General features: G+C 44.0%; 27 protein-coding genes. 16 read left to right on the top strand and 11 right to left on the bottom strand.

The genetic code is table 11. From position 1 onward, the window contains the following. Positions 1-6 precede the first annotated feature (6 nt). The 6 genes from QQL60_RS01290 to infA are packed head-to-tail and all read left to right on the top strand — an operon-like array spanning position 7 to position 3,845. On the top strand, positions 7-315 hold the full coding sequence (locus tag QQL60_RS01290) for a YbaB/EbfC family nucleoid-associated protein (RefSeq protein WP_007145811.1): 309 nt from the start codon (positions 7-9) through the stop codon (positions 313-315). Positions 316-324: 9 nt separating this feature from the next. Then, positions 325-924: a recombination mediator RecR gene (gene recR / locus QQL60_RS01285; RefSeq protein ID WP_007145812.1), complete on the top strand. Its 600-nt coding sequence runs from the start codon at positions 325-327 to the stop codon at positions 922-924. Between the two features lie 32 nt (positions 925-956). Then, entirely contained in the window at positions 957-2,147 is a 1,191-nt protein-coding gene (locus QQL60_RS01280) for an EAL and HDOD domain-containing protein (protein WP_007145813.1), read from the top strand. Positions 2,148-2,150: 3 nt separating this feature from the next. Further along, positions 2,151-2,873 carry a leucyl/phenylalanyl-tRNA--protein transferase gene (aat, locus tag QQL60_RS01275; protein ID WP_284451784.1) on the top strand — a complete coding sequence of 241 codons (723 nt, stop codon included), beginning with the start codon at positions 2,151-2,153 and terminating at the stop codon, positions 2,871-2,873. Next, a complete protein-coding gene (locus tag QQL60_RS01270) occupies positions 2,870-3,571 on the top strand; it encodes an arginyltransferase (RefSeq protein WP_007145815.1) in 702 nt (233 codons plus the stop codon). Before aat ends, QQL60_RS01270 begins: the two co-directional genes overlap by 4 nt. 55 nt (positions 3,572-3,626) lie before the next feature. After that, on the top strand, positions 3,627-3,845 hold the full coding sequence (gene infA / locus QQL60_RS01265; protein WP_007145816.1) for a translation initiation factor IF-1: 219 nt from the start codon (positions 3,627-3,629) through the stop codon (positions 3,843-3,845). Positions 3,846-3,929: 84 nt separating this feature from the next. Here infA and QQL60_RS01260 read toward each other — a convergent pair whose 3' ends face one another. Further along, a complete protein-coding gene (locus QQL60_RS01260) occupies positions 3,930-4,433 on the bottom strand; it encodes a disulfide bond formation protein B (RefSeq protein WP_284722173.1) in 504 nt (167 codons plus the stop codon). Positions 4,434-4,504: 71 nt separating this feature from the next. Here QQL60_RS01260 and QQL60_RS01255 point away from each other — a divergent pair, with 71 nt between their 5' ends. Next, the gene (locus QQL60_RS01255; protein ID WP_284722172.1) at positions 4,505-5,020 is read left to right on the top strand and encodes a zinc ribbon-containing protein; all 516 of its coding nucleotides are present in this window, start codon (positions 4,505-4,507) and stop codon (positions 5,018-5,020) included. On the opposite strand, the gene QQL60_RS01250 is transcribed toward QQL60_RS01255, so the two are convergent. Genes QQL60_RS01250 through QQL60_RS01235 form a run of 4 tightly spaced genes read right to left on the bottom strand, consistent with a single transcriptional unit; the run spans position 5,017 to position 8,156 of the window. Next, positions 5,017-6,189, bottom strand: a complete 1,173-nt coding sequence (locus QQL60_RS01250) for a cupin domain-containing protein (RefSeq protein WP_284722171.1) — start codon at positions 6,187-6,189, stop codon at positions 5,017-5,019. The genes QQL60_RS01255 and QQL60_RS01250 overlap by 4 nt on opposite strands. Beyond that, complete coding sequence (locus tag QQL60_RS01245) at positions 6,186-6,788, bottom strand: histidine phosphatase family protein (protein ID WP_284722170.1); 603 nt, start codon at positions 6,786-6,788, stop codon at positions 6,186-6,188. The genes QQL60_RS01250 and QQL60_RS01245 overlap by 4 nt, the downstream gene beginning before the upstream one ends. Position 6,789: 1 nt before the next feature. Further along, positions 6,790-7,230 carry an NfeD family protein gene (locus tag QQL60_RS01240; RefSeq protein WP_007145821.1) on the bottom strand — a complete coding sequence of 147 codons (441 nt, stop codon included), beginning with the start codon at positions 7,228-7,230 and terminating at the stop codon, positions 6,790-6,792. Between the two features lie 2 nt (positions 7,231-7,232). Further along, positions 7,233-8,156, bottom strand: a complete 924-nt coding sequence (locus tag QQL60_RS01235) for an SPFH domain-containing protein (protein WP_007145822.1) — start codon at positions 8,154-8,156, stop codon at positions 7,233-7,235. 142 nt (positions 8,157-8,298) lie between these two features. Between QQL60_RS01235 and QQL60_RS01230 the strand changes: the two genes are divergently transcribed. Continuing rightward, positions 8,299-8,934: a CsiV family protein gene (locus QQL60_RS01230; RefSeq protein WP_284722169.1), complete on the top strand. Its 636-nt coding sequence runs from the start codon at positions 8,299-8,301 to the stop codon at positions 8,932-8,934. Here the strand turns inward: QQL60_RS01230 and QQL60_RS01225 are convergent. Continuing rightward, positions 8,931-9,677, bottom strand: coding sequence for an S-methyl-5'-thioinosine phosphorylase (locus QQL60_RS01225; RefSeq protein WP_284722168.1), 747 nt, complete (start codon positions 9,675-9,677; stop codon positions 8,931-8,933). The two genes, QQL60_RS01230 and QQL60_RS01225, sit on opposite strands and share 4 nt — an antisense overlap. Then, positions 9,678-10,217, bottom strand: coding sequence for a hypoxanthine-guanine phosphoribosyltransferase (locus QQL60_RS01220; RefSeq protein ID WP_284722167.1), 540 nt, complete (start codon positions 10,215-10,217; stop codon positions 9,678-9,680). It abuts the gene before it with no gap. 59 nt (positions 10,218-10,276) lie between these two features. On the opposite strand from QQL60_RS01220, the gene QQL60_RS01215 reads away from it, so the two are divergent. Genes QQL60_RS01215 through mepK form a run of 4 tightly spaced genes read left to right on the top strand, consistent with a single transcriptional unit; the run spans position 10,277 to position 13,501 of the window. Beyond that, positions 10,277-11,191: an ABC transporter substrate-binding protein gene (locus QQL60_RS01215; protein WP_284722166.1), complete on the top strand. Its 915-nt coding sequence runs from the start codon at positions 10,277-10,279 to the stop codon at positions 11,189-11,191. Beyond that, positions 11,184-11,957 (top strand): ABC transporter ATP-binding protein, encoded by a 774-nt coding sequence (locus tag QQL60_RS01210; RefSeq protein ID WP_284722165.1) that lies wholly within the window; start codon positions 11,184-11,186, stop codon positions 11,955-11,957. Before QQL60_RS01215 ends, QQL60_RS01210 begins: the two co-directional genes overlap by 8 nt. Next, positions 11,954-12,913 carry a FecCD family ABC transporter permease gene (locus tag QQL60_RS01205; RefSeq protein WP_007145828.1) on the top strand — a complete coding sequence of 320 codons (960 nt, stop codon included), beginning with the start codon at positions 11,954-11,956 and terminating at the stop codon, positions 12,911-12,913. Before QQL60_RS01210 ends, QQL60_RS01205 begins: the two co-directional genes overlap by 4 nt. A 45-nt stretch (positions 12,914-12,958) precedes the next feature. Continuing rightward, on the top strand, positions 12,959-13,501 hold the full coding sequence (gene mepK / locus QQL60_RS01200; RefSeq protein WP_284722164.1) for a peptidoglycan L,D-endopeptidase MepK: 543 nt from the start codon (positions 12,959-12,961) through the stop codon (positions 13,499-13,501). Here mepK and QQL60_RS01195 read toward each other — a convergent pair. After that, entirely contained in the window at positions 13,498-13,905 is a 408-nt protein-coding gene (locus tag QQL60_RS01195; protein ID WP_284451793.1) for a hypothetical protein, read from the bottom strand. The genes mepK and QQL60_RS01195 overlap by 4 nt on opposite strands. Before the next feature lie 184 nt (positions 13,906-14,089). Here QQL60_RS01195 and trhO point away from each other — a divergent pair, with 184 nt between their 5' ends. Together trhO and ggt are read left to right on the top strand one after the other, a co-directional pair. After that, a complete protein-coding gene (gene trhO / locus QQL60_RS01190) occupies positions 14,090-15,082 on the top strand; it encodes an oxygen-dependent tRNA uridine(34) hydroxylase TrhO (protein WP_273182387.1) in 993 nt (330 codons plus the stop codon). Position 15,083: 1 nt separating this feature from the next. Next, positions 15,084-16,748, top strand: coding sequence for a gamma-glutamyltransferase (gene ggt, locus QQL60_RS01185; RefSeq protein WP_284722163.1), 1,665 nt, complete (start codon positions 15,084-15,086; stop codon positions 16,746-16,748). On the opposite strand, the gene QQL60_RS01180 is transcribed toward ggt, so the two are convergent. Both QQL60_RS01180 and QQL60_RS01175 read right to left on the bottom strand, forming a co-directional pair. After that, on the bottom strand, positions 16,749-17,219 hold the full coding sequence (locus tag QQL60_RS01180; RefSeq protein ID WP_284722162.1) for a hypothetical protein: 471 nt from the start codon (positions 17,217-17,219) through the stop codon (positions 16,749-16,751). 17 nt (positions 17,220-17,236) lie between these two features. Next, the gene (locus tag QQL60_RS01175; RefSeq protein ID WP_284722161.1) at positions 17,237-17,683 is read right to left on the bottom strand and encodes a hypothetical protein; all 447 of its coding nucleotides are present in this window, start codon (positions 17,681-17,683) and stop codon (positions 17,237-17,239) included. Between the two features lie 31 nt (positions 17,684-17,714). On the opposite strand from QQL60_RS01175, the gene QQL60_RS01170 reads away from it, so the two are divergent. Continuing rightward, entirely contained in the window at positions 17,715-18,482 is a 768-nt protein-coding gene (locus QQL60_RS01170; RefSeq protein ID WP_284722160.1) for a TatD family hydrolase, read from the top strand. Here the strand turns inward: QQL60_RS01170 and QQL60_RS01165 are convergent. After that, on the bottom strand, positions 18,479-18,775 hold the full coding sequence (locus tag QQL60_RS01165) for an encapsulin-associated ferritin-like protein (RefSeq protein ID WP_284451798.1): 297 nt from the start codon (positions 18,773-18,775) through the stop codon (positions 18,479-18,481). The genes QQL60_RS01170 and QQL60_RS01165 overlap by 4 nt on opposite strands. A gap of 130 nt (positions 18,776-18,905) precedes the next feature. Between QQL60_RS01165 and QQL60_RS01160 the strand changes: the two genes are divergently transcribed. Beyond that, on the top strand, positions 18,906-19,817 hold the full coding sequence (locus tag QQL60_RS01160) for an AAA family ATPase (protein WP_284722159.1): 912 nt from the start codon (positions 18,906-18,908) through the stop codon (positions 19,815-19,817). Positions 19,818-19,830 lie beyond the last annotated feature (13 nt).

Genomic DNA, 19,830 nt, shown 5'->3' with positions numbered 1-19,830 from the left:
CATTCCATGAAAGGTGGATTAGGCAATCTGATGAAACAGGCCCAGCAAATGCAGGCCAATATGGAAAAAGCACAAAAAGAATTAGCATCGGTTGAAGTCATCGGACAAGCTGGCGGTGGCATGGTTAAAATCACCATGACCGGTAAACATGATGTCAAGCGTGTTCAGATTGAAGATGCGTTATTTGAAGACGACAAAGAAATGCTGGAAGACTTACTTGCTGCTGCCGTTAATGATGCAAACCGTCAGGTAGAACAAACAACACAAGAACGTATGTCAGGCATGTTGCCAGCTGGCATGAAAATGCCATTTTAGTGCGATAATATGGCAAAGCTTGGTCCCAGTATTGATGAGCTTATCAGCGCTTTACGTTGTTTACCTGGTGTTGGTCCCAAATCAGCGCAGCGCATGACCTTTCATCTGCTTGAACGCAATCGCGATGGTGCCCAGCGTCTGGTTCAAGCCCTCTCTCATGCATTAGACAATGTTAAACATTGCCAACGCTGTAGAATTCTGTCCGAAACAGAACTCTGCTCACGTTGTAATGATGACAGACGACAACAAGATATCTTGTGTATTGTCGAAATGCCGAGTGATGTATTGGCCATTGAACAAGCGACTCAATACCAGGGACAATACTTTGTGTTATCGGGACATTTATCACCGCTGGATGGCATCGGTCCCGATGCTTTAGGTATTCCAAAGCTCATTGAATGGCTGGACAAAAATACAATAGAAGAAGTTATTTTAGCCACCAATCCCACTATTGAAGGTGAAGCAACAGCTCACTTCATCGGTGAACTCGCCAGAACCCGCAATATCAAAGTCAGTCGACTCGCTCATGGAATTCCATTGGGGGGGGAGCTTGAATTTATTGACAGCAGCACCCTTTCTCACGCATTCTCAGGTAGGGAGTCGCTTTGAGGTGATGGCTAGCTTAGAGAGAGCATTTGCTTATGGCGCAGGATGTAGTTGCATTAGAACAATTAAAAACCTTCTCAGGTTTAATTCATCGTCAGCCCTTATTCATCAATGATGAACTGGATGTTGCCGGCTATCACATTAGCTTTTTCGATCAAAATGGCGAAAAGTTAGATGACGATAGTGCAGTTCCTGACTTTGTCCAACATCTGCCTGAAATCATTTTAGATATCAATCACAATCCAAACGCACTTCTCTCCATTCCCCACTCATGGCAGCAGGCATTGCTTGCGCTTCCTAAAATAAGCGCATCGTTAACGCTTGATATTAATATTAATTCACTCCCCTCTTCACAGCATAACGGTGCCATTCGATATGCCAAACGATTAAATACATCGGCAAATGGTCATGACCATCAGACCTTATTGATCGATCTCGCGTTAGATAATCTTCAACAACTCAGCGAGAGTGATATTCGAGCATGGCGACAGCACCATGACATTCTCTGCGCTATCAATGTTAATGATATTGAACAGTATCATTACTGCAAGTCTCACCGGCTGGATCTGTTAGAAGGTATTTTTTATACCAAACCAGACAAACATGCTGGGCAACCATTGCATCCTTCTACTCAGACATTAATGTCTTTATTAGTCAGGCTGCAGGAAGAGGATGTAGAAACTGAAGATTTAACCGACATTATCAATCAGGATATTAGTCTGAGCTATAAACTACTGCGTTTGATCAATTCAGCTTTTTTTGGTTTGCCAAAAAAAGTGGAAAGTACCAAGCAAGCCATTCTCATGCTGGGCTTAAATAAAATCAAAACCTGGGCAAGCTTATTATGTCTGTCAGGTATGGATGATAAACCCAATGAACTACGTAATGTAGCCATGTTTCGTGGCAGAATGTGTGAACTGCTTGCCAAATATTATAAAGGCCATTCCGATATGTTTTTCACCGTTGGTCTTTTGTCAGTACTTGATGCAATGTTGGATAGCTCACTTGCCGATATTATTGAACCCTTACCGCTGACTGCAGAACTCAAAACTGCCCTGATTGATAAACAAGGCCCTGCAGGTAGAGCATTAGCTGATACACTTAGTTACGAACAAGCTGACTGGGAAACAGTATCATCGTCTCCCATTCCCAAAGAAATATTAGTCAGAACCTATTTAGAATCTATTCAGTGGGCAAAACAACTCACCATACAATTACAAGATTAAGTTATGTCTATCACATGGTTGGCCGCCAGCCCTGAAAGTATTTTCCCACCTGTAGAAAAAGCAACAGAACATGGCCTATTGGCTGCGGGGGGAGATCTATCAGCGACACGATTATTAAAGGCTTATCAACACGGTATTTTTCCCTGGTTTAATAAAAATGATCCGATTTTATGGTGGTGTCCGGATCCTCGAATGGTGCTGTTTACCGATAAAGTACATATCAGCAAGAGCTTGAATAAAGTCATACGCAAAGGTGTTTTCAAGGTGACTATCGACCAGGCTTTTGAGCAAGTCATGAAAGCCTGTTCAGCGCCTCGCCAGAATCAGCCAACCGATCCAGATAATCGAACCTGGATACACAGCAATATGATCGACGCTTATACAGATTTACATCACCAGGGTTATGCCCATAGTATTGAGTGTTGGCAAGATGATAGGCTAGTGGGTGGGTTGTATGGTGTATCCATAGGCAAAGCGTTTTTTGGTGAATCTATGTTTAGTTTTGTGCCTGACAGCTCAAAAGTAGCGCTCATCGCATTATGTCAACAATTACAACGTTGGGATATGCCGATGATTGATTGCCAGATTTATTCCGATCATCTATCCCGTATGGGGGCAGAAGAAATTTCCCGAACTCAGTTTATAAAAAAACTTAGCCCCCTCTGCGCTAATGAAACACCACCTAAACAATGGCAGTTAGACACTGATTTACCTTACTCACTATGAGCCTGAATTTTTATCAAGATCAACCACATGCCTGTTCATATTTAAGCGGCAGACAAGCAAGAAACCTGTATCCGGATCCCAATAAACCGGCGAGCAAACATCTATACAGTCACCTTATTCAACATGGATTCAGAAGAAGTGGCGATCACATCTATCGTCCTTTCTGCGCGGAATGTGATTCCTGTGTCCCTGTGCGCATCAATATAAAAGAATTTAAACCTAACAGAAGTCAAAAACGCTGTTTAAAGCGAAATCAAGACGTACAGACTAGAATTCATCCCGCTGAATACAGCTCGGTGCATTTTGAATTATATGAGCGTTATATCGCAGGTCGTCATCTTGGCGGTGGCATGGATAACCCCACCCCATCTAGCTATACGAACTTTCTTACCAGTAGCTGGTGTGACACGGCTTTTCTTGAATTTTGGCTGGAGAATAAACTGATTGGAGTAGCCGTAACTGATTTTGTTGCCGATGGAGCTTCTGCTTTTTATACTTTTTTTGATCCTGAACTTGCCAAACGAAGTTTAGGTACATTTGCCATTCTTAAACAAATTGAATTAGCAAAAAACTATGATCTTTCATGGCTTTACCTTGGTTACTGGATAGCTGAAAGTCCTAAAATGTCATATAAAACAAACTTTTCAGGATTGGAAGGTTATTACACAGATTGGAAGAAGTTAGATAAAAAACTTTGAATAATCAGTGATTTTACGGCAAAATGGTCTTTTTAATTCAAGAACATTAGAGTTTATGGCAAAAGAAGAACATATTGAGTTTGAAGGCACCGTAATCGATACCATGCCTAACACCACTTTCCGTGTCGAACTGGAAAACGGTCATGTGGTAACAGCGCATATTTCAGGGAAAATGCGTAAAAACTATATTCGTATTCTTACTGGTGACAAAGTCACTGTCCAGCTGACACCTTACGACTTAACCAAAGGTCGTATCGTATACCGCGCTCGCTAAAACTACTCCCATAAGCCACGTCACGTGGCACAGCGAAAAAATAAACTCTGAACCCTCCATGATTTTCATCTGAATTAAATTAATTCAGATGAAGTCAGGATGTTTATGATGCCCAAATACCTGTTTTAACCCCACCAGACACATCACAATAAAAGCAATAAATGTCCAAGCTGGAATGCTCAGATTGAGGAATGTCCACAACACGTCAGCACACTCTCCAGACCCTTTCAGCACCATATCAACAGCTTGGCTCAATGGAAAATTTTCCAAAATAAAATTCAAGCCCGGACCACAACTAGGCACTTGGTCTTCGGGGAGATTCTGTATCCATACATGACGTGCAGATATTGCTGCACCGATTCCAGCAGCTAATAAGACCAAAAAGCCGTATACCCGTCGTCCCGTCGTCACGGGATTATGAATGGCGCCAATTAAAAAGAACACACCAGCGGCAAAAACCATGACTCGTTGCAATATACACAAAGGGCAAGGTTCTAAATGCTCGATAAACTGGAAATAACCGGCAATAAGCAACATACTCAAACAGGCCAGAAAACCAATGAGAAAGACGCCACGAAATGAATTCAAAACAGACTCCTTAAGTCAATTAATCTGTGTTAAGTTAACCTAAAAAACGCAAGGATAAAAGGATTACGGAGATGAATGACGAAAATTTTGAAAAAAAACTGACCGCTGCCTACGACAAAATGATGGAACGTCTGAATGACTTTCTGGATGATGCGGAACAACAGGCACTACCGACGCTTCAACGTAATCTTGATAAAGCCAAGCAACAAGCCATCGAATTAAAAGAGTTAACACATGATGAAGCAGAAAAAGTAGCGGCTTATCTGCGTCGTGACTTACATGATGCGGCTGAGTATCTTGAATCATCAGGCAAAACATTTTCAAACTGGCTGACCTTTGACTTACAACTCGTTGAAGAACGTATGCTCGAATTATTTGCTACCGTAGCTGATAAAACTCGCTTGGAATTAGAACAGCTCGCCCAGCAAGCCGAAAAATCACAGCAATATCACACGGGTGAAATTACCGGCATCGGTACGCTCTATTGTGAATCGTGTGGTTGTGAAATGCACTTTAAGAAAACAAGCCGCATCCCACCCTGTCCGAAATGTCATAAAACTATCTTTAACAGGAAAAAACTGGTCTAGTGGTTTACCCAGTACCATGCACCGTGTTCAACAAGAGAACTCAGTACCCGCTCAGCTCCTTCATGCCGCTGAAGTAATTGCCATTGTTCAGAGTTAATTGCAGAGCTGCCGGTGAGTATATCGACAACCGCCTTATACGATGGATCAACAACCAGCCTTTCTCCTGCAACAAACAGGAAAATATTTTGCTCAGCAACTGTCCAGGCTAATCGAATATATGGGTTACGCTGTAACTCTGCTCCCGCTTCAAACTGGGCAGATATTGACAGGGTATTATCATCTGTATGATATTCATCAGCCAACCATTCCAGTGAGGGTTTAGTCTGCGTGACCAAACGGCCTAACGCAGACTGTAAAAGCGCGTCAGAATGATTAATAGTATCAATCAGACTTTGTTTAAAACGTGCGATCGCTGCCCCATCAATTTGCGTCTCACTGACATTAAGACGCAAATCAGGATCACTGTAATGCCTTTCCCCAACAACTGACTCTGCTAGTTCCTGTAGATAAGCATCTAACACTTCTGTTAGTGTTGGCGCCCTGAAACCAATAGAAAACGTCATACAGTCATTCATGGCAACACCATGATGTGCAAAGTGTGGTGGTAAATAAAGCATATCGCCGGGTTCGAGCTCCCAACTTTCATCTGCATTGAACTCAGCCAAAATTTTCAGATCTAAACCATCGATTAAATCAGTATCTAATATGGGCTCAGCACCTATTTGCCAGCGCCTTGTACCTCTGGCCTGCAATAAAAATACATCATAACCATCTGTATGCGGCCCTACGCTTCCACCTACAGGCGCATAACTGATCATCAAGTCATCACGCCGCCATTCGGGAATAAAGCTGAACTGACGTGTTATATCAGCCAAAACAGGTTCATGTTTATCCATATCCTGAACCAGAAGTGTCCAATGTGACTCCGGTAATTCGGAGAAATCATCTTCGCTAAAAGGGCCATGTCGACACTTCCAGGGACCAGAGTTGGTATGTTCTTCAATAAGACGGGACTCGATATCATCCTGACAGGCAAAACCAGCCAGTTCATCAGGTGTAATCGGAGATTCAAAGTCAGGAAAAGCTTGTCTGATCAGTAATGGCTTTTTTTGCCAGTATTGATCTAAAAAAGCCTGTTGAGACAATCCGGTATTAAAAAACTCACTCATAGATGTCCTGCATGAAATAATAATCTTGCAAATTCATTTTTGCCATCAAGATAGACTTCGATTCGACTTAGACAGGCATAGGGCACATCAAGGTGAAATACGGCTTCAAGCGGCATTGATAAAATATGTGCCAACAATAAACGAATAACCCCTGCATGTGTCACAAGCAAGATATGACGTTGCTGATATTGTTGCAGCATGTCCTGCCAGGCAGTTATACACCGCTGTTGAAACACCATTAACGACTCGGCTTGTGGTGGTGTATTACGTATAGGATCCTCATAGAAAGCAAAGAACCGTTGCTGATCTGTTTTCTGTATTTCCTCAGCAGTTTTACCTTCCCATTCACCAAACCCCATTTCGATAAACCCGGGAACATACGTCAGAGAAAGTCCGGTATCACGACTCAGCTCTTCAGCAAAGCTGGCACAACGATTTAAAGGTGAAGTAATAATCTGCTGCCATGGCAAGTCATTTTTCAGATGCGCTCGCATCTGTTCAAGCCCCATGCGAGTCAGCGAATAATCCAGCTGACCACGATAAACACCCTCACCTTCCGTCTCACCATGTCGTAATAAATCAATCGTGGTCACAGACATTTCAGTCGATAGACTCCACGGTAAATACCACATTGTTTAAAGCCACAATCCTGACTTTTTTACCTACGGGACTATCAACGCCTTGTATCTTCCATGTGGAATCATCCAATTTTATTTTACCGACGCCATCAACAATAGGGGTTTGTAAAGTAATGATACGACCAATATATTGCTCGCCACGCTTGTTTAAATTAGGTTGATCACTTAACAGAGGATGATCGCGATAATACTGTCGCCAGACAAGAATGCTCACTATCGATAAGAGTGCAAATATTAATAACTGATATTGCCACGATAAGTCTGGAAAAAGTAAGAGGAATAGCCCCGTTATAAACGCAGCAATTCCCATCCATAAAGCAAAAAATGTTGGCAACAGTATTTCGATAATAATCAGGCCAACACCTAATATCCACCAATGCCAGAAATCAACAATAAAGGGCATGATTACGCTCCTTTTTTATTGAACGCTTCTTTTGCCAGTTCCGCGATACCGGCAACGGATCCAATCACATTGCTGGCTTCAAGTGGCATCATAATGATTTTATGATTATCGGCTGAAGCCATATCTTTTAAGGCTTCCACGTATTTTTGTGCGACGAAGTAGTTGATGGCTTGAACATCACCTTTCGCAATGGCTTCTGACACCATCATGGTGGCTTTTGCTTCCGCTTCGGCAAGACGTTCACGCGCTTCAGCGTCACGCATAGCGGCTTCAAGACGACCTTCCGCTTCTAATACTGCGGCCTGTTTTTCACCTTCTGCACGTAAAATTTCAGATTGACGATGCCCTTCTGCTTCCAGAATAGATGCACGTTTTGTTCTATCTGCTTTTAACTGACGGCTCATCGCCTCAACCAGTCCCTGATCCGGTTCCAGATCTTTAATTTCAATCCGCGTGACTTTGACTCCCCAAGGTGTGGTGGCGTCATCCACAACGTTGAGTAACCGCGCATTGATATCATCACGTTTTGATAACAATTCATCCAGATCCATAGAGCCCATCACGGTACGAATATTGGTCATGGTGAGATTTAAGATAGCGTTATCCAGTCCGCTGACTTCGTATGCTGCTTTAGCCGCTTCAATCACCTGAAAGAAGACCACACCATCTACGCGCACGGTGGCATTATCTTTAGTGATAATTTCCTGAGAAGGCACATCCAGCACCTGCTCCATCATATTTATCTTGGCACCGATTCGATCAATGACAGGTACAATCAAATGCAAGCCAGGCGATAATGTTCTAGTGTAACGGCCAAAACGTTCAACGGTATATTCTCGTCCCTGTTGAACTGCCTTGACGCCCATCATGATGACGACCACCATCAGCACAACAATAATTAACACAAAACTAGAAAATCCATCCATTATTACACCCTCTCGTTCATCGACATTGATCAAACATATTGTTGAAATAATAGCAGCATTGCTACTTCAGATTGTTTATCACTTGAATAATAGGTTTTATTCAGTGGACAATACATAGAAATACTTCCCGAATAGAGTCTTTATGAAAACACAAGCACAGTTTTTTTCACTGTTTATCTTATTCCTGCTTTCAATGGTAAGCACCTCTGCAGCAGCTCAACAGTGGTATAAAGCAGAATTAGTGGTTTTCGAAAGATATAGTGGTGCAAATGCTGAACACTGGCCTGAAATGCGCTCCATTAACAATGGCAGCTTAAGTCCGAGTGCTAACAACAATCTCATCAAACCGGCTGGTACCGGTTTATTATCTGGTGTTGTATCACGACTCAATAATGCGTCCAATTATCGCGTGCTCTACCACCAAGCCTGGCAACAACCGATTATGAGTAAAGGCAGTGCAAGAAGTATTCAAATTAATTCAAGTAATGGCCTGGTGGAAGGCCAAATCAAACTGTACCGGGTTAATTATCTGCATGCTGATATTGATGTCTGGTTTAAAGAAAACGGTAATCTACCCGTCAGCAGCGCAGGCACAGCGACTGAATCACAAACCTACCCCAATAACCCTCATCTGAGCCAAATTCGTCGTATTCGTAGTAAAAACTTAATTTACTTCGATCACCCTCGTCTGGCAGCCATTCTGGAGATTGTCCCGGTAGCGACACCGGCTTCAGCCGTATCAAAAACCCCGGAAACCTATTCTTTACCTGAAAACTAGCCTGATAGCTGTTTAATTACATTGGCGATGATGGTTTTCACATCATCAATGCCACCGGCAAGGGTTTGTTGAATTTCATCCATTGTCAGCACATTATTTGTAATGCCCGCTGCCCAATTAGCCACGACAGCCAGTGTTGCATAAGAAAGTTCAGCTTCTCTGGCCAGACACGCTTCCGGCATGCCTGTCATCCCGACCAAATCACAACCATCTCTCGCTAAACGACGAATTTCCGCTGCGGTTTCTAGTCTCGGGCCCTGAACCACGGCATATGTTGCACCGTCTAAAGCTGTCAGGCCGGCATCAGCCGCAGCTTTTAATAATATTTCACGCAGTTCTTGATCATAAGGCCAGGTAAAATCAATATGATTATCAGCGCGGAATTGTTCACTAAAAAAGCTTTGTTCCCGACCATGGGTGTAATCAATAATTTGATCCGGCACCGCCAATACACCCGGTGCAAACTTATCTGTAATACCGCCCACCGCGGCAACAGCCAAAATATCGGTGACACCGATGGTTTTCAATGCATGAATGTTCGCCCGGTAATTAATGCGATGCGGCGGAATATTATGCCGATCGCCATGACGTGGTAAAAAAGCCACTTGTTTACCGTTCAACGTGCCTATTTTTATCGCTGCTGAGGGATCACCATAAGGTGTTTCGACGTGTTTTTGTTCCGTTATTTCCAAACCTGGGTACTGCGTCAGACCACTTCCGCCAATGATGCCTAATAAACGCATTTACGACTCCTTCAGAGCATATACAGCGGGCAGATTACGCCAGAAACCAGCCATATCCATACCAAATCCAAATACATAGCGGTTGGGTACCGTTAAACCAATATATTCAGGACGAATGCCAACTTTATTGTTGTGGTCTTTATCAAATAAACACACACATTTCACTGAAGCAGCCCCTTCACCGACACAATATTCTCTTAGTGCAGCCAAGGTCACACCTTCATCAAAAATATCTTCAATCAGTACCACATGCCGTCCTTGTAGTTGGGTGACGGGTTTCACTTGCCAACGAATATCACCACCCACGGTTTTATCACCATAACGCGTAGCATGGATATAATCCTGTTCCAACTTGAAGTTCAGGCGAGGTAATAAATGACCCGCAGTGATAACCGAACCATTCATCACACACAGCATGACCGGTAGCTTATCGGCGTAATCCTGCTGTAACTGCTTTGCCAGACTCTCCAGTGCCGCGCTTATTTGGTCCATATCAAAAAGCAAATCCGACTTGGATAGCAGTTCGTCATACTCTGTCATTGCATACTCTCTATTGTAATTCAGGCCTTATAATGACCGATTTGTGCTTAGGATAATTTATGCGCCGTTTCTGGCCTTTAGTCATGTTTATAATGATTTTTTGCATCGTCTGGCTACTGGCAGATAATGCACAGAAGCCTTTATCTACAGTAAAAAACTATCAGCGGATCATTACCTTATCCCCTAGCCTGACAGAAACCGTGTTTGCATTAGGCCTGGGAGATCATGTTGTCGCGGTCACCGATTATTGCGATTATCCAGCACAAGCTCAAGCTTTACCAAGCGTCGGAAGTTACACCAATACCAGCCTTGAAGCCATTACCCGTCTGCAACCCGACTTGGTCATTATGTTAAACGGTCAGCAGCAGCGACAACAACAGTTGGAACAATTAGGAATAAAAACCTTAGTACTTGATAACTCGACGATTGCTGATATTAAAGAAACCATTCAAAAAATAGCGGATCTGACTGACAGGCAAAACGAAGCAGATAAATTACTTACCAGCATTCAGGCTCAGATTGACTACGTACACAACAAAGTCCGTGGCCTTGTCCCGGTCAGAACCTTGGTGGGTATCGCTCACTATGTAAATAGCGATCAACTTGATACAGTTTATATTGCCGGACAACATGACTTTTATAATGAATTACTTAAACTTGCCGGCGGTGTTAACGTATACACCGATACCACAGTTAAAGTCCCTTCCGTATCAGCAGAAGGGATTATTCGGATGAATCCGGATGCCATTATTGACGTTTTTCCGGAACAAAAAGATCATCAATCCGATATGAAACAGGTCATCAAGCAATGGCAATCCCTGCGCAATGTCAATGCAGTAAAACAGCAGCGGATTTATATCATTGAACATGATTATGCGAGCATTCCCGGCCCCCGGATTTTTAAATTATTACCTGAGATGGCGCAGTTATTACATCCAGAACTGGACTGGCAGGATCATCAGCTCAATGATTAAGGTCAAAAACCTCTCAGTACACATCCAGGACAAAATATTGCTGGAGAATATTCAACTTGATATCTCTGATGGCGATTACTGGGTCATTGTCGGTCCCAATGGCTCAGGCAAAAGTACCTTACTGAAAACCCTAATGGGTATTCAAGCTCCTCACTCCGGTCAAATTACCCTGAATCAACGTCATATCAAGCAATACAAACAACGTGAGCGGGCACAATTGATGAGTTATGTGCCGCAAAACAGTGGTCGGGAATTACCTTTCACCGTTGAAGAGTTTGTGAAGATGTCACGTTATAGCTATCACTCCCCATTATCAGAATGGTCCAAGCAAGATCAACTGGCTATTGAAGAAGCCTTGGTGATTACTGACACCCAGTCATTTCGCACACGCCTGATGAAAACCCTTAGCGGCGGTGAATGTCAGCGCGTGATGATTGCGGCCGCCTTAAGCCAACAAACACCGCTCATATTGTTGGATGAACCCACCAGCTATCTTGATCCTCACCATCAGGTAGAAATCCATCAGCTGATTAATCAGCTCAACAAAACACATCAGATGACCGTTATTGAAGTGAGTCATGATATTAATCATGCCGCACATCCTGATAAACAGGTATTAGCGTTACGCGAAGGGAAAGTCTTGTGGCAAGGCAGCGGCCCGGAATTACTCGATAAACAGCGACTGAAGCAACTCTACCAGCAAGATTTTACCTTTGTTGTACATCCGACTAATCAGCGCTTATTTGCACTGGCTGAAACATCATGACGTCATTGCATAAACTGATATTTATTACCCTGAGCAGTTTTGTCGTTGCTTTTGCTGCACCCTGGATAGGCCTCGGTGATATTAAAAATGAGATTGTTCAACAACAAATTCTGCTGGATATTCGCCTGCCACGGGTGTTGTTTGCCTTTGTTGCCGGTGCAGGCTTATCCCTCTGTGGCATGGTGTTTCAGGCCATGTTTCATAATCCTTTAGCCACGCCTTTTACACTCGGCGTCGCCAGTGGCGCTTCTTTTGGCGCAGCTTGTACAGTATTTTTGGGATTAAATGTCACATTACTTGGATTTGACGTTATTACCATAGGTGCTTTTATTGGCGCGCTGGTCGCCATTACCTTTGTCTTTTTTATCAGCCAATTACAACGTGGTTTTTCCAGTGAAACCTTACTACTCACCGGTGTAGCGACCAGTTTCTTTTTCTCCAGTCTGATTTTGTTTATTCAATACCTCAGTGATATGACCGATTCTTTTATGATCATGCGGTGGCTGATGGGAGGATTGAGTTCAGCCAGTTATCACTCGCTGTTACAGCTTATTCCGATAGTGACGATCAGTACGGCTATCATTTTATGGCTGAGCCGTGAATTAAATTTGTTAATGGCCGGTGACGATATCGCTTTAAGTCGTGGTGTTTCAGTGAAGCAGGTACGTTACCTGTTATTTTTCTCCACCTCTTTATGCGTAGGTGGCATTGTCGCCTTGTGTGGCCCAATTGGTTTTATAGGCATGATGGTACCTCATATTTGTCGATTGTTAATCGGTACCGATCATCGCTGGTTGACACCAGCAACCCTTATGTTTGGCGGTGGCTTTTTAATTTTGTGCGATGGTATTGCCAGACTGCTTATTGCTCCCGCAGAAATCCCTGTCGGCGTTATTACTACCCTGCTCGGTGGCCCTTTTTTTCTGTGGCTATTAATTAAACGTCGACAACGCTAATTCAGGATCTGCTACTCTCTGCCAAGATCTCAGAGGACAACGCTGATGCAGACATCAAGACGACAGTTTCTACAATGGGGGCTAACCTCAACATTGCTTTTACAAGCGCCTTTATCACTGGCGGAAAAGCTAAAACAGCCGCCCAGACATATTGCTTTTGATAATCTGCATACCGGTGAAAAACTTGAGCTGACTTACTGGGAAAATGGTTTTTATCAGACTGATGCATTAAAGCAGCTTAATTATATTCTGCGTGATCATCGAACCGACGAACAAATGCCTATTGATCGACATCTGATTGATTTACTTAATGTGTTACATACCAAAGTGGCTAGCAATAGTCCTTTTCAAATCATCTCTGGTTACCGCTCCAGTCAGACAAACTCGATGCTTAGAAAAACCAGTGATGGTGTGGCCAAAAAGAGTCTGCATATGGTCGGTAAAGCGATTGATGTGCGCTTAGCTGATGTGGATCTGGCTCAACTTCGTCAGGCAGCACTGGAGTTGAATGTAGGCGGTGTTGGTTATTATCCAAAATCGAATTTTATCCATCTGGATACTGGTCGTCCGCGGCACTGGCAAGGTTAATCTAACTCTTTCAGCAATCGCTCTGCCAGCTCTCTGACACGCTGCATTTGTTTCTGATAATTTCGGGAAAAGCGCTCATGCTCTTTTTTCATTTCCTCGTGCCTTAACTGCATTTTTTGATGCATTTTCTGATGTTTTTCCAGATTGATATGACTCGGGCAAGTCGTTAAACAATGTTCATCAAGGCCACACTCATAATGGACAAGTTCCGCATTATGTTCATCAATGCGTTTTTTATGTTTCTCAATACTCGATGAATGCTCTGGTAAGGATTTTTCCAGAAGGTAAATGAGCGCCACCATACGTTGTGTTGAGTGCTGCCAGTGTTCAATTTCCTGCTGCCAGCGCTGATCATCCTCCTGCCATTGCAGGTTATATTGTTTTAGCTGTTCCCTGTCCGTCATTGTGTTCACTCCAAACACCCTTTTCATTGCCTGATTTGCTTTTTGAGTGTGACAAAAATACTACCCCTAATACTGACAAACCGACACAGTAAATTCGCCCGGCTTTTTAGGAATGATTCATAGCAGGACAGCAACGTTAAATAAACGTAAAATAACGAGATTTATTTCAGTTTCAGGAAACACCATGTCCCATATTGTCGTTTGTGCGTTATATAAGTTTGTCACGCTAGACAATTACACCGAGTTAAAAGCGCCGTTACTTGATTTCATGCTCGAACACGAGGTTCGTGGCACATTATTGCTGGCACAAGAAGGTATTAACGGCACCGTTGCAGGCTCAAGAGAAGCCATCGATGCCTTGCTGGCTTATCTGCAACAGGATCCGCGACTGGACCCGATAAGTTACAAAGAATCCTTCACGGATACCGCGCCCTTCATGCGTACCCGGGTCAAACTCAAAAAAGAAATCGTCACCATGGGTGTAGAAGGTATTGATCCAAAACAAGTCGTCGGCACGTATGTAAAACCCAAACAGTGGAACGAACTGATCTCTGCCTCAGATGTGTTATTAATCGATACCCGTAATGATTATGAAGTTCAGGTGGGTACTTTCAAAAACGCAGTTAACCCACAAACAGAGAGCTTTAGAGAGTTTCCTGATTATGTGAAATCGCATCTGGATCCTGAAAAACACAAGCGTGTCGCCATGTTCTGCACCGGCGGTATTCGCTGTGAAAAATCTACCGCATTCCTCAAAGAACAAGGGTTTGAAGAGGTATACCATCTGGAAGGCGGCATTCTGAAATACCTGGAAGAAGTCCCCGCAGAAGAATCCATGTGGGAAGGTGAATGTTTTGTGTTTGATGATCGCGTCACGGTGAATCACAACTTGGAAAAGGGCGATTATGACCAATGTCACGCCTGCCGCCTGCCCATCACTGAAGAAGAAAAACAAAGCCCGCTTTATCAAAAAGGCGTGAGCTGTCCGCATTGTTACGACAAAACCACACCGGAACAAAAAGCCCGTTATGCTGAGCGCGAAAAGCAAATTCAACTAGCCAGACAACGTGGTGAAGCTCATATCGGTGTAGAAACTCAGGAAGCAGTTGAAAAACATCGTGCAGAGAAAAAACGTCGTCGCGAATTAGATCGTCAGGCAGCCAATAAAAAGGCTTGATATGTATCTACTCCGCCTTCTCTGTCTGAGCTTTTGTTTAGGGTTTAATCCAGTCTGGGCTAGCGAACATGATGTTGCTGTCGCCACTGCTCACCCATTAGCCACACAAGCAGGTATTGAAATTCTACAACAAGGCGGCAACGCTTTTGATGCCGCTGTAGCCGTTACTGCCGCCTTAGCCGTAGTCGAACCAGCAGGTTCAGGTCTGGGTGGTGGCGGTTTCTGGTTGCTGCATCAGGCAGAAACCAATAAAGATATCATGCTAGATGGACGTGAAATGGCACCGGGTAAAGCCAGTGCAGATATGTATCTCAATAAACAAGGCGAGTTTGAACAATCACGTTCACTCAATGGCCCACTTGCTGCCGGCATTCCCGGTGTGCCTGCCGGTATCGTTTATCTAAGCAAACACTATGGCAAACTGCCCCTTAAACAAAGCCTGGCACCGGCTATTCGTTATGCCTTGGAAGGCTTCGCAGCGGGTCAGCACTACACAGATATGGCGCGCTTTCGGTTGCCGGTATTAAAGCAATATGCTGCCAGCCGTCAGCAGTTTCTTAAGGATGGGCAAGTCCCCAGTGCGGGCACTATCATTAAACAGCCTGATTTAGCGAATACCCTTAATAGCATTGCCGAACAAGGCAAAGCAGGTTTTTACCAGGGCGAGATAGCCGAGCGTTTAGTGCAAGCTGTTCAGCAACATGGTGGCATCTGGACTTTAGATGATTTACAGCGTTATGAAGTCAAGCTCAGACAGCCTATAAAAGGTCACTATCAAGGTTATACCATCACCTCTGCAACACTTCCCTCTTCCGGCGGTATTGTGATGGTCAATGCATTAAATCAGCTCTCTGCTTTTGATTTGGCTGATACTGATATCACACAAAAACGTCATCTGGTGATCGAAGCTATGCGTCGGGCTTATCGAGATCGTAGTCGTTTTCTGGGTGATGCTGATTTTGTAGCTATTCCTGACTACTTAACCTCGGTCGACTATGGCAAACAACTCAGTGACACGATTGATCCTGTCCATGCTACGCCTAGTTCAGATGTCGCAGACAAAGCCATCGAAGGTGAAGACACCACTCACTTTTCCATACTGGACAGTCAGGGCAACCGGGTGGCCGCGACTTTAAGTGTGAATTACCCCTTTGGTTCAGGCTTTGTTGCACAAGGTACCGGGGTCTTATTGAATGATGAAATGGATGATTTCTCTGCCTCCTCCGGTGCTGCTAATGTCTATGGCCTGGTAGGCAATGAAGCCAATGCCATCGCACCCTATAAGCGACCATTGTCGAGTATGACACCGACCTTTGTCGAAAATGACGATGAGTTATTAATTACTGGCACACCTGGTGGCAGTCGCATTATCAGTATGGTGTTACTCAGCGTGCTTGATTTTGTCGAAGGCAAAACTGCACAAGCTATCGTTGCCGCACCGCGTTACCATCACCAATATCTGCCAGATGAAGTGCAGGTAGAAAGTGTCGGATTCAGTGAGCAGGAACTGAATGCACTGAAACAACGTGGTCATCACATCAACCCGCTGTCACGCCAGTACGGTGATATGCACATTATTATCCAAGACAAACATAACGGCACACTGAGTGCGGCCAGCGATCCTCGTGGTGAAGGTCAGGCGACGGTCACCACGCTGAAAAAATAATCACAGCCGCATTTTTTGCGGCATGATGCCTTTTCTGGCTTGCGCTAATGCGCTGGTTTCTAAAATAATCAACCCCACCACGGTGAGTGAAATCGGGATCAGACAAAACCAGCCAATAACAGCAAGCTGAATCATTCGCATATTCGGATCTTCCTGTCCTTGTAACACCGCCCAGGCGATAATAAATAAGACGAGTGAGACGACATAGGACACGATAAGAAAACGACTACGTCGCCATGCACACTGCCAGTGAGCCAACACCAGCGCTGTTTTATTGGCTGGTCTATGCGCTTGAATCCAGATCGATAAAATCATCATCAATGAACAAGCGATCGGCACAGCAAAGATCAGCCACAGATTTTCAGTGGCAAAAAGAACGGCAGGTAATAAAAAGTGAAAGATAGCGATATTAAACATCATCCGCTCATGCGGCTGACTGGCGAGATGTGCAGTGTTATCAGTTTCAGACATAAAGACTCCCCTATTGATTATTCCGCACCTTTGCGTGCATCAGATAAAGCGGTCATTTCCAACATAAATAAAACTAAAACCATCAATAAAATAGGCACAGCAGCAATTCGGCTAAACACCACAAGCATAATGGTCGCCATATTGTGATCCGGCTGAACAGACGAAAGCAGCCAAGCCACCAGCATAATCAGAGCAGACACACCGTAGCTGATGAGCAACCACTGAGCATGTCGCCAAGCCAACTGCCAATGCTGCTGAATCAACACCGTATCATATTGAGCAAACTTGGCTTTCCAGGCAATCCAGCCTATGCTGACTAAAGCGCCAATCAGTGCAACACTCAAAATCCAGGCAATATGCCCGGAGCTGAATGCAGCCACAGGAAGTAATAAATGAAACAAGGCAAGATTGATCATCATTCGTTCGTGAGGCAGGCTGGCTTGTTTTATATCATTGTTCATCATGTCATCCATTAACATTTGCTAATATAGCTTTATGATGAACCTGATAGACAGTCATTGCCACCTTGATTTTGATGCTTTTGATGAAGACAGAGAAAAAATTCTTTCTGAATGTGCTTCTTCCGGCATCAAACAGATCATCGTACCTGGCGTTACTGTATCCCAGTGGCCAAAACTTATTAAAACGTGTGCCCAGTATCCGGCGCTTAGGTTGGCTTTGGGCTTGCATCCGATGTTTATGGCAGAACATAAACCTGATCATATTGATCAGTTACGCACAGCATTAATGCAAAACAAAGCGATTGCGGTTGGTGAAATCGGTCTCGACTTTTTCATCGCTGATGCCGACAAAGAAGCACAGACCGAGCTGTTTAAAGCCCAGCTAAAGCTCGCCGCTGAGTTCAACTTACCCGTTATTCTGCATGTTCGTAAAGCGCATGATGAAGTGTTAAAACTGCTGAGAGAAATTAAGGTGTCCGGCGGCATTGTGCATGCTTTTAATGGTAGCTTGCAGCAGGCAGAGCATTATCAAAAACTGGGATTCTTATTTGGGGCTGGTGGCGCAATTACTTATCCTCGGGCCAACAAATTGAAAACGCTGTTTACTCAATTGCCAGAAAAACATATCGTGCTGGAAACGGATGCGCCGGATATGCCTCTGGCAGGTTATCAAGGCCAGAGAAATACGCCAGTACGACTTCCCATGATTTTAAGCATGTTGGCGGAGCTTCGTGGGGTATCAGAACAATCGCTGGCAGCGGCTACCACAGCCAACTGCCAGAGAGTGTTTCATCTGTCTTAATCGTGATGACCAATTTCACCTTCCGTGAATAAATAGTCTTTCAACTCATCATTAAACTTAGGATCACGACGGCGAATCCATTCCAAAGTCATCGCTGCATGTTCTTTTTCTTCATCACGATTATGTTCCAGAATCTTTTTCAATTCAGGATCATGACAGGCATCTACCCGTTGGTTGTACCAGTCAACAGCTTCAAGTTCTTCCATCAATGAAACAATGGCACGATGCATATCGCGAGTTTCATTGGATAATTCTTCAATAGGTTCGTGATAGCCTTCACTTGAACCGGCCATAAAAAGCTCCTCTCTCTTAATAGTTGGTTGTATACGACGTTCTTGTGAACGATGCTAAAACTAGCATGTAGTAGGATAAGTTGGCACTATCAGAGGTTAAAAAACACCATAAATAATTCTCAGGACCATCATGGCAAATAAAGATATTTCGCTGATTCTAGATACTGTTAACGACATTATTATTGGAAAACAACGACCTATAAAACTGGCACTGGCCTGTCTGTTAGCCAGAGGCCATTTGCTGATTGAAGATCAGCCCGGTGTAGGCAAAACCACGCTCGCTCACACGCTTGCGGCCACCATGGGGCTGACTTTTCAGCGCATTCAATTTACCAGCGATATGTTGCCAGCTGATATTATTGGTATCAGTGTCTATGATCGTGAATCGTCCAGATTTCATTTTCATCCCGGACCGATTTTTACTCAGTTTATTCTGGCTGATGAAGTGAACCGCGCCTCACCGCGCACACAAAGTGCGCTGCTTGAAGCCATGGAAGAACAGCAAGTCACTGTAGATAACGAAACCTTAAATCTGCCTGAGCCATTTTTTGTGATTGCCACGCAAAACCCCAGCCATCAGATTGGCACCTTTCCCTTACCTGAGTCCCAGCTGGATCGTTTCCTGATGAGGATTGAGCTGGGATATCCCGATGCTAAAGCGGAACGACAATTACTGATGGGCTCAGATCGTCGTCAGCTGTTAAAACAGCTTCAGGCGGTCACTTCAGCGGAATCATTACTGGCACTGCAACAGCAAGCAAGCCAGGTTATTGTGTCTGATGCGCTGGTTGATTATCTGCAAAAAATTCTGCAGCACACGCGTGAGTCCGGTCATTATCACCATGGACTGTCTCCCAGAGCCGGCTTAGGTTTACTCAGTGCAGCAAAAGCCTGGGCGTTTATTGCAGGTCGCGATCATGTTTTGCCCGAAGATGTACAAGCCGTTTTACCTAGTGTGGTCAATCATCGTTTGCAATTAATTGATGAAACACAAAAGCCAGACTGGATAGACCGTTTAATTCAACACGTCCCTATTCCTTAACGATGGTTAACAG

This window comes from Methylophaga thalassica (assembly GCF_030159795.1).
Classification (GTDB): Bacteria; Pseudomonadota; Gammaproteobacteria; order Nitrosococcales; family Methylophagaceae; genus Methylophaga; species Methylophaga thalassica.
The sequence above is the reverse complement of the archived record's forward strand: the minus strand, read 5'-3'. Positions and strand labels throughout refer to the sequence as shown.